This window comes from Streptomyces sp. NPDC043812 (assembly GCF_056436245.1).
This window is the reverse complement of sequence record NZ_JBWKCY010000014.1, coordinates 110,664-122,597: the sequence shown is the minus strand read 5'-3', so window position 1 is coordinate 122,597 and position 11,934 is coordinate 110,664. Positions and strand designations below refer to the sequence as shown.

Genomic DNA, 11,934 nt, shown 5'->3' with positions numbered 1-11,934 from the left:
CGTCCGCAGCGCCCGCGCCGTCGTCGGATCAGGCCGCGGCCTCGAGGCCGCGCTTCAGCGCGGTACCGATCTCCAGGGCCCGGCGGGCCTGGAACTCGATGGCCGCCAGGTTCTCGGCGCCGGGAACCTCGTTGTTGTAGCCGACGTGGCTGGCGCCGTACGGGTTGCCGTTCTTGATGTCGAACTGGATGCCGTCGGCGTAGCCGGGCGGCACGATGATCGCGCCCCAGTGGTAGAAGGTGTTGTTCAGCGCCAGGATCGTGCTCTCCTGGCCGCCGTGGGTCTGCGAGGTCGAGGTGAACGAGGAGACGACCTTGTTCACGAGCAGGCCCTTGGCCCAGATGCCGCCCGTGGTGTCGATGAACTGCTTGAGCTGGGCGGCCGGCAGGCCGTAGCGGGTGGGCGTGCCGAAGAGGATGACGTCGGCCCAGAGCAGGTCGTCCAGGCTCGCGACCTCGACGTCCTTGGACGCCTCGCGGTGCGCGCTCCAGGCCGGGTTGGAGGCGATGGCGGCCTCGGGGGCCAGCTCGGCCACCTGACGCAGCCGGACCTCGGCGCCCGCCTTCTCCGCCGACTCGGCGGCGGCCAGGGCCAGCTTGTGGACGTTACCGGTGGACGAGTAGTAAATGACGGCGACGTTCGTCACGGGGGTGCGCTCCTTGTCGGATGTGGCGTGGGCGGTTTCGCAACCGCATCCGACCTTCGCTCGTGGGTGCTTGAGCCCTCAATCGATTCGCGCCGATTTCGTCACGTGTGACGACGGTGGCGACGACGGGGTGCCGGCCCGTCCGTCGTCCGCGCCGCTCAGCGTCATCCCGTGTGACGAAGTATCCGCTGGCAGGTGCCCTCTCCATCCATCGTGGCGTCACCCTGAGTCGGATAACGGAAGCCGACAATCCGTGCGATCGCACCCTCAGCCGGGAACGCCTGCGCGCATGTCCCGGACATCCGGGTGAACTCCCCCTGGCGGCCGTTGCCCTCCGTGATCGCCCACGGCGCGGCCGCCTTCACGACCACCCGCCCGCCGTCCTCCCCGGCCGATCCGACAAGGAGCACCGACATGAGCACCGCTCGCCTCTCGCCCCGGCAACACATCGATTCCGTGCCCCCACGCGGATTGCGCTGTGCGGTCCTGGGGTCCCCCGTCGCCTCTTCCCTGTCGCCCGCCCTGCATCGCGCCGCGTACGCCGCCCTCGGTCTCGACTGGTCGTACGCCGTTGTGGAGTGCGACGAGCGGCAGCTGCCCGTCCTCCTGGACTCGCTCGACGACGCATGGGCGGGGGTGTCGCTGACCGTTCCGCTGAAACGGGCGGTGCTGCCGCTGGTCGACCAGGTGACGCCGCTGGCTCTGGACGTCGGCGGCGCGGACACCGTGGTGCTGCGCAACGGTCGGCGCTACGGCGACATCACCGATGTGCACGGCATCGTCCGCGCGTTGCGGGAGGAGGGGCTCGCCGACGGCCGGCCGGACGCCGTGGTGCTGGGCGGCGGTCCCACCGCGTGCTCGGCACTGGCGGCACTGAGGGACCTGGGCCAGAGCGAGATCCCCGTCGTCGTCCGGGAACGCAGCCGCGGCGCCCTGGTGTGCGCGGCCGCCACCAGGCTCGGCGTCGCGGCTCGCTTCCACACGTTCGACGAACTGGGCGACGCCCTCGCCGGCGCGCGCCTGGTCGTCTCCACCCTGCCGGCGGGCGCGGCGGATCCGTACGCCGCGGCGATCGCGCGCAGCGGCGCCGATGTCCTCGACGTCGTGCACACGCCGTGGCCGACGAGGCTGGCGCGCGCCGCGCGCTTCGGCGGCGCGCGGGCGGTCGGCGGACACGCGATGCTGTTGCACCAGGCGGTGCGCCAGGTCGAGTTGATGACCGGCCGTCCGGATGTGCCGGTGGAGGAGATGCGCCGAGCGGTGCGTGCGGAGATCGACCGCAGGGCTGCCTAGGTCCCTGTCCTGCGGACGGGACCCCGGGACCAGGAGGAACGACCCGGCGGGGCCCGGAGTCGTACCTGCCCTCATGACTGCGCGAGGGGCCGCCCTGGGCCGCAGCGCGGGGAACGCCGCGGGCCGGGCAGGAGCCTGGGGGTTCAGGCGGAGCGGATCAGGCTGTGCTCATGGCGTTCGTCGCGCTCGTCCTGCTGCCGGGCGGCGGAGAGGGTCACGATCGCGTGCGCCACGGAACTGAGCGTGACATGGCGGTGCCAGCCCCCGAACGTACGGCCCTCGAAGTCCCGCACGCCCACCCGGGTGCTGATCTCGCCGAAGTCCAGCTCGACCCGCTCGGTGAGCCTGCCGAGCCGCAGCAGCACGGCGGGCGGCGCATCGGTCAGATTGGTCAGCCACAACTCCCCCGGCTGTCGCTCCCATCCCGACCAGGCCCCCGCCAGTTGCAACGGCAGCCCGCCGCCCGGAGCCGGCAGCGTGACCCTCGTACCGGTCACCAGCGCCGAGCGGTTGATCGCGCTGTGCGGGTCGACCCAGCCGACCTGCCGGGACGCCTTCTTCACCCACTCGATCAACTGCTGTGCCTGAAGCAGCCGTTCACCGTGCCCCGTCGAGAGAGTGTCGCTCGGGAGCAGCTTCGTGGTGCCGCCGATGCGCAGGACGAACGGGACTCCCTTGCGCGCGAAGTTCCGTGCGAGCGCCGCGGCGTCGTGGTCGCGGGCATCCATGACCACGGGGCGGCAGCGCAGTCCCCACGCCCGAAGCGGCTCCAGTACGGCGTGCAGCGCGACGGCGCCGGGGTCGGCCTCGCCCTCACCCTCCGGAATCTCGGCGCGCCTGCGCCGCTCCTTGTCCTGCAGCCAGTCCGTCGGCAGGATCAGCCGCCAGTTGATGGGCGCGCTCTGCTCCTCGTTGGCCAGCCAGACGCCGTACGACTTCTGGCTGTTGACCACCCGCCCCAGCTGGGGGACGAATGCCTCCTCGACGCCCACGGTGTGCTCGCCGGTCTTCAGGACGAACATCGGGCGGACGACCCAGGCGTGCGGCAGCAGTGTCCGGTCCAGATGTCCGGCCAGGGCGCGGCGCACGGCGAGCCAGTCCCAGGATGACTTGCTGATGAAGTGGTGGAGTCGCTGTTCGGCCGCGCCGCCCCCGATCACCGAGGCGATGGACCGCATGGACTTGCGTCCCGGGATCGACAGCAGTCCGGAGATGTACCACTCCCCGCGCTCGCGCTGATCCCGGCGCGGCAGCGAGGTGAGCATGCGCTTCGAGAACTCGGTCACGAAGTCGTCGGCGACATCGCCCCAGGCGATGTCCGGTCGTCCTTCCCTGTCCTTGGTCCCTTCCACAGGGCCCCCTTCCCTGGATGCGACCCGGTCCTTCGGACCTCTCCGGGCTCGCCGGGGAGTGACTGACCAGGCCAACTCGACCACCATACCAAACCACGCAGTCGGTTTTTAATCGAAACACGCCACGCACACTCCGTCAGGTCTCCCTCACGAGACAGAGGCATATGCAGGGAGGAAGGGATCACTTGGAGGGAAAGAGCAGATGAGAGCCCCGAGGGTCAACCCGTGAGGGGCGACGCTCGGGGCTCTTCAACAAGGAAGATGGTCGGTTTTTTGTCAGTCGGCGAATCCTCGACGTCCTCCGCCGTCGCATCCCGTACCGCGTGTGCTGTGCCGGGGTGGCCGCCGGTCGGGCGGGCGCCGGTCGGGTGGCCGCCGCCCGTTCAGGACGCGATCCTGCTGAACGCCTCGTCCAGCAGGTCCGCCGGGGGATCCTGCAACAGCGCAGGGCTGCCGATCCCGTCGAGGACGACCATCCGCGGCTCGCCGGAGTCGGCGTGTGCCGTCAGGGATGCGCGGAGCTCGCCCCACGCCTCGCCCGGGTACGAGACGGGCAGCCCCACCGACGCGAGCAGCGAGCGGTGCCGGTCCACGACCGCATCGTCGAGCCGGCCGACGAGCCGGGCCAGTTCGGCGGCGAAGACCATGCCCACGGCGAGGGCGTGCCCCGGCTGGGCGCGGTAGCGCTCCAGACGCTCGATCGCGCGGCCGAGGGTGTGCCCGTAACCGAGGCTCCAGGCCCCCTCGTCGTCGTCCTCCTGCTCGGCGAGGGCGGCGGCCTTGACCCGCACCGCGCGCTCGATCAGGCCCGCGGCGTCACAACCGGCGGGCCGGGCGGCACGCGCCGGGTCGACCTCGATCAGATCGAGCATCACCGGGTCGCCGACGAAGCCCGCCTTGATCATCTCGGCGAGCCCGCCGAGATGACCGCCCTCGGGCACCGTCGCGAGCAGCTCCGGATCGCAGACCACCCCGGCCGGCGGATGGAGCACGCCGACGAGTTCCCTGCCCTCGGGCACGTTGATCCCCGCGGCACCGCCCACGGCCGCGTCGACCATGCCGAGCAGCGTCGTCGGCACCAGGACCAGGGGCACCCCGCGCCGCCACGTCGCCGCGGCGAAGCCGGCGAGGTCCAGGGTCGCGCCGCCGCCGAAGGCGACCACGGCATCGGCACTGCTGATCCCGGCGGCGGCGAACCGGGACCAGACGCCGGCCAGCACACCGATCTGCTTGGCCGACTCGCCCTGGGGGATCAGCAGCACGGCGACCCGGCGGCCGTCGGCCTCCAGTGCCTCGCGCAGCGACCGCACCTGACAGCTGAGGGACTCGTCGTGGACGAGGGCGACCGTCTTCGCCGAAACCGGCAGCAGCCTGCGTACGGCCGCCACCGTCTTCTGGCCGATCAGCACGTCGTACGGCCGCTCACCGCCCACCCTGACGCGCAACGGATGGCGCCCGCCGAGCGCTTCGGGAGAGGCGGGCACGAGACCTTCGAATGTGGCACTCATACGGACTCCTTCTCTCGCAGGGGGTGCCCGGCGGACAACAGGGCGGCGAGCCTGCCCGCGACTTCGTCGGGCCGCTCGCCGGGCGCCACCGTCACGGTGTGGCGCGCGAGCCGTCGGTAGATCGGGGTGCGCACGACGAGAGCGGTAGCCAGCCTTCCGCGCGGGTCGTCGGCGAACAGGGGCCGGGTCGCCGCGTCGCCGACCCGGTCCAGCAACTGCTCCAAGGACACGGCGAGATGGACGACCGTGTGCGCGCGCAGCGCCTGCTGGACGGAGGCGTCGAGGACGGACCCGCCGCCGAGGGCGAGGACTCCGGCGTGCCGTGCCAGCGCGCGGTGGACGGCAGCCCGCTCCAGCAGCCGGAAGTGCGCCTCGCCCGTACGGCGCAGGATCTCGGGTATCGCCGCGCCCGCACTCGCCTCGAGGTCGGCGTCCGTGTCCCGGAAGCCGATTCCGAGCCGGTCCGCGAGCAGCCGCCCCACCGTGCTCTTCCCCGCGCCGGGCGCACCGATCAGGACGACGGCCGGGCGGCCGTCAGGACGCGAGGGCACGGCCGTGTCCGGAGAGCTGGTCCAGGGTGTGCACACCCTGGACGGTGGCCTCGACGTCGAAGGCGTGACGGTGACCGGGCGGCGCGCCGATGATCTCCGCGGCGCGGGTGGGAATCGGCTGGGCCGCCGCCTCTGCGGACTCCCACAGGAAGACCGCTCCCCATCGCTGGGTCGCCTCGTCCGAGATCCAGGTCTTGAGCACCAGTCCGGGGACGGCTGCGAACCGGTCCACGGCCTCGTCCCTGAGGAAGTCGCGCAGTCCGGCGATGGTACGGCCGGTGCCCGCGAGCTCCCACCAGACGACTACGGCATGCATGGCTGTCCTCCTCGGCGGTGAACGACCGCCTGTGTCAGGTCTGTTGTGGGGTGGGCGGGCGGCGGCCGCGGGCGGGTCCCAGGGGGAGGGACACCGCGCCGCGGCACGCCGTCTGTGCCGGTCCGGCGGCGGGGGATGTGCCGGACCGGCAGGGGCCGACCGGGGCGGGCCGCCCCTGGGATCAGTCGGCCGTCGGCGGGGCCGGGGCCCCTTGTGCCGGATCAGACCGGGCTCGCGTGGCTGGCACGCCCGCTCACCTGTCCGACCTTCTCCGGCACGAGAGCCCCCAGCAGATCGCGCAGGATGCGCACACCGTCCTCGGTCAGGATGGATTCGGGGTGGAACTGCACCGACCGGAAGCCCGGTCCGCGCAGCCCGTGGACCTCTCCGGTGGCCGGGTCCCGGCTCACCTCGACCGGCTCCCCGACGAGTTCGGGATGCACGGTCTCGGTCAGGCTGCGGGCGGCGAACGTGTTGTAGAAACCGACCTGTTCGGGCCTGCCGAAGAGGTCGATCTTCTTCTGCACGCCCTGGTTGGGCCGGTCCCTGCGGACCAGCCCGAGGCCGAGGATCGTGCTGAGCACCTGATGGCTCAGGCACACCGACAGGAACGGGATGCCGCGGGCCAGCAGTTCACGGGTCGCGCCGTGCATATGGGCGATCTTGGGATGGTCCGTGTCGCGCGGGTCGCCGGGCCCGGGGCCGAGCACGACGAGATCGCAGCCGTCGAAGGTGTACTCCTGGTCGAAACGCCGGACGGTCACCTCCATGCCCAGGGAGCTCAGTTGGTGCGCGAGCATTCCGGTGAAGGTGTCCTCGGCGTCCACGACGAGGACCTTGCGGCCGGCGAGCGCGGACACCGTACGGTCCCGGGCGCCCGGCTCCTCGAGCCAGTACGACGAGATCGAGCGGTTGCGCTGTTCCAGCGCGGCCAGCACGTCGGGATGGCGTCCGAGTCCGGACTCCGAGGCACCGAGGGCCGCGAGCAGCCCCGCCGCCTTCGCCCGGGTCTCGGCCACCTCGGACTCCGGCTTGGAGTCCCTGACCAGGGTCGCTCCGACGCCGATGGTGACCCGCCCGGTGTCCGAGATCTCCGCCGTTCTGATCATGATGGCCGAGTCGAGGGTCGGGGCGCCCTCGGCGTCCCGGCCGATGAGGGCGAGCACCCCGCTGTAGTAACCGCGGCCCTGGGGTTCGTACTTGGCGATCACCTTCGCCGCGCTCTCCAGCGGGCTGCCGGTGACCGTCGGGGCGAACAGCGTCTCGCGCAGGATCTCGCGCGGGTCGCGGGTGCTGCGCCCCTCGATGAAATACTCGGTGTGCGCGAGGCGCGCCATCTCCTTGAGGTACGGCCCCACGACGCGGCCGCCGCCGTCGCAGATCCGGGCCATCATCTTCAGCTCTTCGTCGACCACCATGTACAGCTCGTCGGCCTCCTTGGGGTCGGCGAGGAAGGCGGTGACGCCCTCCAGCGTCGGCCCGGTGGCCGGGTAACGGTAGGTCCCGCTGATCGGGTTCATGACGGCCGTGCCGCCGTGCAGGCTGACGTGCCGCTCGGGGCTGGCGCCCACGAACGTACGGTCGCCGGTGTGCACCACGAAGGTCCAGTACGCGCCGCGTTCGCCTTCCACCAACCGCCGGAAGAAGGTCAGGGCGGCGGTCGGCGACCAGCCGGTGATGTCCGCGGTGAAGGACCGGCGGATGACGAAGTTGGCGCCCTCGCCGGTGCCGATCTCCTCGGTGAGGACCTCCCGCACGGTCTGCGCGTACGCGGAGTCCTCCACGTCGAACCGGCCGCCGGACACCTCGATCGGCCGGTCCGGCAGCCGGTCGAGGACCTCCCGCAGCGGCACCGACGCCTGGTCGCGCACGGCCAGGGTGATCAGCGGGGCGTCGTCGTCGGCCACCGCGTAACCGCGCTCGGCGATCTGCCGGTACGGCACGACCACCAGCACCTCGTGCTCGGCCCGGCCGGTGGCGGCCATCCTGGCACCACCGCTGGACGGCACGTCCGCGAGCACCCGGGGCGCCGACAGCTCTCCGACGAGCACGTCGACGCGGTCGGCCCCGCCCGCCTCGGGGCGGTGCAGCAGCGCGAACGGCGGCGGGTCGGCGGCGAGGATCAGGTCCAGGGTTCCGTCGTCGGTCATGAGGACCCTCCGGTCTCCGGATCACCGAGCTGGTCCAGCACGGTTTTGGTGGTCACGGTCATGGCGCAGCGCTGCGCCGCGTACTCCAGGGCCATCCGGTGGTACTCGTGCGAGAAGTCCGCGATGGCGTCCCCGACCAGGAACGGCTGGATGTCGTGGGTGAAGGCGTCCGTGGTCGTCATGAGGACGCCGACGTGCGCGTAGACACCGCAGACGATGAGCTGGTCCCGGCCGGAGCTGCGGAGCAGGTCGAGCAGTTCGGTGCGGAAGAAGGCGCTGTAGCGCCACTTGGTGAAGACGGTGTCGCCGTCGGCCGGCACGAGTCCGTCGACGACCTTCCTGTGCTCGGGGTCCACCGTCATGCCCGGGCCCCAGAAGTCCTTGAGCAGGCCGCGCTGTTCGTCGGTCATGCCGCCCGGCTGGGCGGTGTACGTCACCGGGATGCCGAGGGCCGCGCAGCGCTCACGCAGGGCGGTCGCGTTGCGGACCAGGTCGGTCACCGGTGACTCCCCGGCCGGGAACGGCCGCAGGAAGTACTTCTGCATGTCGTGGATCAGCAGGACCGCACGACGGGGGTCCACGGTCCACTGCGCGATGTTCTCCGGCATGTCCCCCTGACCGGGCATCGGATAGGGGCTGATCGTGGGCAGAGCCATCCGGGATCTTCCTCTCGGCTGTTGGACGGCGGGCGCTCAGTGGCCGAGCGCCGCACCGCCGTCCACGGTGAGGTCGTGCATGGTGATGTGTGCGGCGCGGTCGGACAGGAGGAACAGGACCGCGTCGGCGATGTGCGAGGGCTGCGCGAGCCGGCCCATCGGGATGCCGACGCGGAAGGCGCCGGGCACACCGTCGATCGAGGAGCGCGCCGAGCTGCCGTCGTCCCACAGGGACGTCAGCATCGGGGTGTCGGTGGAGCCGGGGGCCACCACGTTGCAGCGGATCCCGTACCGCGCGACCTCGAGGCCGAGCACCTTGGTGAACATGGTCGATGCGGCCTTCGAGGCGGAGTACGCGGACATGTCCACGCGCGCCGTGCCCGCCGCGTTGGAGGCGATGGTGACGATGGAGCCGGTGCCGCGCTCGACCATGCGGTTGACCACGGCGCGGGACATGAAGAAGACCCCGCTCGTGTTCACCGCGAACGTCGTAGCCCAGTCCTGGTCGCTGAGCTGCTTCGCCTTGCCGAGGCGGAGCACGCCGGCGCCGTTCACCAGGTACTGGATGCCGCCGAGCTGCTGCTCGACCGCGTCCACCACGGCGTCGACCTCCGCGCTGTCCGTGACATCCGCGGGGTACGCCTCGGCGACCTGCCCCACCGCGCGCAGTTCCTTGGCCAGTTCCTCCAGTGGCTCCAGATTCCGGTCGACCATGGCGACCGCGGCACCATCGGCCGCCAGAGCGCGCACCACCGCTTCGCCGATGCCACCGGCGGCACCGGTGACGAGGGCTACCTTCTTTTCCGTCTTGTCGACATTCATCGTGGTCCCAAAGCTCGGGGATGTCGGCGGCCGGGCCGGCCGGGATTTCAGGGCCGTATTACGGTCCTGAAATCCCGGTGGCCCGCCGCCATTTCCTGCTGCGGATGTACGGGTGTGCTCGCCGCACGACGTTTCTGCCGTGCGGTTTCCTTGCTGTGCGGGTCGCGCTGTGCCGTCGATGCGGATGTGGCTTCTTACGGCCGCGCCGTTCTTCGGTGCCGAGTGGTCAGCTGTGCCAGGCCGAGGCGACTTCCAGGGCCTGCCCGGGGTTGAGCCTCGGGTCGCACAGACTCGTGTACTTGTCGCCGACCCGGTCCAGCAGTTCGGCGTCGTGGACGCATTCGGAGACCGCGTCGGGCGTGGTCTCCAGATGCAGCCCGCCCGGTGTCCCGCCGGCCTCGGTGACGGCCTTCTGGAATTCCTCGACCTCACGGATCACCGTGGTGACGAGCCGGGTCTTGAATCCGCTGGGCGCCCCGAAGGTGTTGCCGTGCATCGGGTCGCACAGCCAGATGGCCGGGTGACCGGCCTCCCGCACCGCTCGGACGAACCCGGGCAGGCGTTCCGCGACCCGGTCCGCACCCATCCGTGAGATCAGCGTGAGCCGGCCGGGCGTCCGGTCCGGGTCGAGCCGCTCGCACAGGGCGAGCAGCCCGTCGCGGTCCATGGTCGGACCGACCTTGCAGGCCACCGGGTTGGCGACCGAGGCCAGCAGATCGACATGGGCGCCGTCCAACTGCCTGGTCCGGTCGCCGATCCAGGGCCAGTGGGTCGAGGTGAGGACCAGGCGGCCCTCCTCGTCCCGGCGCAGCTGCGGCAGTTCGTAATCGAGCACCAGCGCTTCATGGCTCGTCCACACCGGTGCGTCGACCGGGGAGAGCGAGCGGAAGGAGCGAGCCCGCAGGGCGTCCATCGCCGTGGCCGCCGCGTCATGTCCGGACAGCAGCCGGCCCGGGTCGGGCCTGCGCAGTTCCGGGTCGGCCTCCGGGCTGTTGACCAGGTGGCCTCGGTAGACGGGCAGTTCGACGCCACCGACGACTTCGGTGGAGCTGGAACGCGGCTTGCCGAACTGGCCCGCCATGCGCCCGACCCGGAGCACCGGCCGCAGCGAGTTCAGTGACATGACTCCGGCGAGCGCGTCGAGCAGGGCGGTCTTGCGTACGACATGTTCGGGCTGGCATTCGAGCGGGTCCTCGGCGCAGTCGCCCGCCTGGACCACGTGGAGCAGACCCTCGGCCACCTCTGCCAGGAGATAGCCGAGGGTGCGTATCTCCTCCATGGCGACGAGAGGTGGTCGCCGCGCGAGCTCGCGCACCGATTCGGCGACGGCACCCGCGTCCTCCCATTCGGGCTGCTGCAGGGCCGGCAGCCGCCGCCAACGTCGCATTTCATTCTCAGGAAGTGTTTCTCCGAATACGGCCGGCCTCGCCGAGATTGTTTGGCTCGTCACCCAGGACCTCCATCGTGAGAATTCCCCATCGGTTCCTTCGGATCCGGTGCATCGATTCCCGTTCCATCCCGTCCTGGATTTCCGGGAATCGAACCCCAAGTCGAGTCTGGGCTCCGGGATTTCATGGGTCAAAACCGACCTCTGAACTTCGTCACGTGACGGAGCCGCCTAATTTTTGCGACAAAGTGGGGCTGTTTTTATGTCACCTCGCGCTGAATCCGGAAAGTATCCCCGCGATATAGTCATGTCGGCCGGACACAAAAAATCCGCCCGTCCGTTTTCCCGAGGGAAAAGGGACGGGCGGTATTTTTCGTGTCCCGCGCGGGGATCAGCCCACCGGCAGGGTGCTCCCGCGTCGGCGCAGCGCGCCCTGGCCGAGGACGACCCGGTCCGCCGGCAGCACCAGCAGCATCTGGTCGGTGATCTGACCTGTGAGCGTCACTCCGGTGCGCTCCAGCTCCAGCACGGGCACGGCGTCTCCGGCACGGATCCCGAACCGCGCCCGCTCCTGGGCGTACGGCATCCGGCACCGCAGATCGTCGACCAGCTGGAGCGGCTGGTCCCAGCGACGCAGCGGCCACAGGGCGGGGTTCTGCGGCACCGACACCGCCTGCGGCAGCCAGATCCTCGCCGCGCACAACAGGGTGCTGCCGAGCCGGTATCCGAGGCCCAGCCGCAGCCCGAGTCTCTGCTCGCGCCCTTCCTCGCCGTCGTCGAGCGCCCAGTCGGGTGCCACGCCGACCTCGCCGTCCAGCGCTTCGACTCTCACGTCGTAGCCGGCCGACTCCAGTGCCTCGGCGACCGGGTCGGTCCGTACGCCGCGGAGCCACGCCGCCTCGTTGAGCGGCAGCCGGACCGTGTTCTCTTCCATCCGCATCATGCTCTTCTTCCCCGTGGGCGTCCGGCGGCCGCCGGACGCACCGGAGCCCGGCCACCCGGGCGGGCGGCCGGACCCCGAGACCACAATCGGTGACGAGTTCTCAACTCATGGTGGACAAAAGCGTATGCGCAAGGGCGGCCCGGCTGCTCGGACACATCGGACCCGCCCCGGGCGGCCCGCCCAGGGAATCGGCGGTACTCCATGCGCACCGACTCTGACGACGCCGACGGGGTCCGGCAACGGCCGCCGGCCGACCTTGTCATTTGCCCCGGGGGCGTGCGGCCTGATCAGCCGGACGCCCCCGTCCGTG

11 protein-coding genes are annotated in these 11,934 nt (G+C 71.0%); 1 reads left to right on the top strand and 10 read right to left on the bottom strand.

The annotated features are described in order from the left end of the window. Window positions 1-28: 28 nt before the first annotated feature. The gene (gene wrbA, locus AC067Z_RS21500) at window positions 29-646 is read right to left on the bottom strand and encodes an NAD(P)H:quinone oxidoreductase (protein WP_478791163.1); all 618 of its coding nucleotides are present in this window, start codon (window positions 644-646) and stop codon (window positions 29-31) included. A gap of 414 nt (window positions 647-1,060) precedes the next feature. Between wrbA and AC067Z_RS21495 the strand changes: the two genes are divergently transcribed. After that, window positions 1,061-1,939: a shikimate dehydrogenase gene (locus AC067Z_RS21495; protein WP_478791162.1), complete on the top strand. Its 879-nt coding sequence runs from the start codon at window positions 1,061-1,063 to the stop codon at window positions 1,937-1,939. A 143-nt stretch (window positions 1,940-2,082) separates the two neighbouring features. Here the strand turns inward: AC067Z_RS21495 and AC067Z_RS21490 are convergent, their stop codons facing one another. From AC067Z_RS21490 to AC067Z_RS21450, 9 genes are all read right to left on the bottom strand, one after another. Next, complete coding sequence (locus AC067Z_RS21490; protein ID WP_478791161.1) at window positions 2,083-3,291, bottom strand: IS701 family transposase; 1,209 nt, start codon at window positions 3,289-3,291, stop codon at window positions 2,083-2,085. 383 nt (window positions 3,292-3,674) lie between these two features. Next, window positions 3,675-4,799: a 3-dehydroquinate synthase family protein gene (locus AC067Z_RS21485; protein WP_478791160.1), complete on the bottom strand. Its 1,125-nt coding sequence runs from the start codon at window positions 4,797-4,799 to the stop codon at window positions 3,675-3,677. After that, window positions 4,796-5,350, bottom strand: a complete 555-nt coding sequence (locus AC067Z_RS21480; RefSeq protein ID WP_478791159.1) for a shikimate kinase — start codon at window positions 5,348-5,350, stop codon at window positions 4,796-4,798. The genes AC067Z_RS21485 and AC067Z_RS21480 overlap by 4 nt, the downstream gene beginning before the upstream one ends. After that, on the bottom strand, window positions 5,334-5,666 hold the full coding sequence (locus AC067Z_RS21475; RefSeq protein WP_478791158.1) for a hypothetical protein: 333 nt from the start codon (window positions 5,664-5,666) through the stop codon (window positions 5,334-5,336). The genes AC067Z_RS21480 and AC067Z_RS21475 overlap by 17 nt, the downstream gene beginning before the upstream one ends. Window positions 5,667-5,887: 221 nt before the next feature. After that, window positions 5,888-7,816, bottom strand: coding sequence for an anthranilate synthase family protein (locus tag AC067Z_RS21470; protein WP_478791157.1), 1,929 nt, complete (start codon window positions 7,814-7,816; stop codon window positions 5,888-5,890). After that, window positions 7,813-8,472: an isochorismatase family protein gene (locus AC067Z_RS21465; protein ID WP_478791156.1), complete on the bottom strand. Its 660-nt coding sequence runs from the start codon at window positions 8,470-8,472 to the stop codon at window positions 7,813-7,815. Before AC067Z_RS21465 ends, AC067Z_RS21470 begins: the two co-directional genes overlap by 4 nt. 36 nt (window positions 8,473-8,508) lie before the next feature. Then, on the bottom strand, window positions 8,509-9,294 hold the full coding sequence (locus AC067Z_RS21460) for a 2,3-dihydro-2,3-dihydroxybenzoate dehydrogenase (protein ID WP_478791155.1): 786 nt from the start codon (window positions 9,292-9,294) through the stop codon (window positions 8,509-8,511). Between the two features lie 226 nt (window positions 9,295-9,520). After that, a complete protein-coding gene (locus tag AC067Z_RS21455; RefSeq protein WP_478791154.1) occupies window positions 9,521-10,681 on the bottom strand; it encodes a 3-deoxy-7-phosphoheptulonate synthase in 1,161 nt (386 codons plus the stop codon). Window positions 10,682-11,072: 391 nt separating this feature from the next. Beyond that, on the bottom strand, window positions 11,073-11,615 hold the full coding sequence (locus AC067Z_RS21450; RefSeq protein ID WP_478791153.1) for a hypothetical protein: 543 nt from the start codon (window positions 11,613-11,615) through the stop codon (window positions 11,073-11,075). Between the last annotated feature and the right edge of the window lie 319 nt (window positions 11,616-11,934).

Bases quoted from the DNA above. Each gene is read 5' to 3' on its own strand.
- AC067Z_RS21485 (WP_478791160.1), bottom strand. From the start codon at position 4,799: ATGAGTGCCACATTCGAAGGTCTCGTGCCCGCCTCTCCCGAAGCGCTC.
- AC067Z_RS21455 (WP_478791154.1), bottom strand. From the start codon at position 10,681: ATGCGACGTTGGCGGCGGCTGCCGGCCCTGCAGCAGCCCGAATGGGAG.
- AC067Z_RS21470 (WP_478791157.1), bottom strand. From the start codon at position 7,816: ATGACCGACGACGGAACCCTGGACCTGATCCTCGCCGCCGACCCGCCG.
- AC067Z_RS21465 (WP_478791156.1), bottom strand. From the start codon at position 8,472: ATGGCTCTGCCCACGATCAGCCCCTATCCGATGCCCGGTCAGGGGGAC.
- AC067Z_RS21495 (WP_478791162.1), top strand. From the start codon at position 1,061: ATGAGCACCGCTCGCCTCTCGCCCCGGCAACACATCGATTCCGTGCCC.
- AC067Z_RS21450 (WP_478791153.1), bottom strand. From the start codon at position 11,615: ATGGAAGAGAACACGGTCCGGCTGCCGCTCAACGAGGCGGCGTGGCTC.
- AC067Z_RS21460 (WP_478791155.1), bottom strand. From the start codon at position 9,294: ATGAATGTCGACAAGACGGAAAAGAAGGTAGCCCTCGTCACCGGTGCC.
- AC067Z_RS21475 (WP_478791158.1), bottom strand. From the start codon at position 5,666: ATGCATGCCGTAGTCGTCTGGTGGGAGCTCGCGGGCACCGGCCGTACC.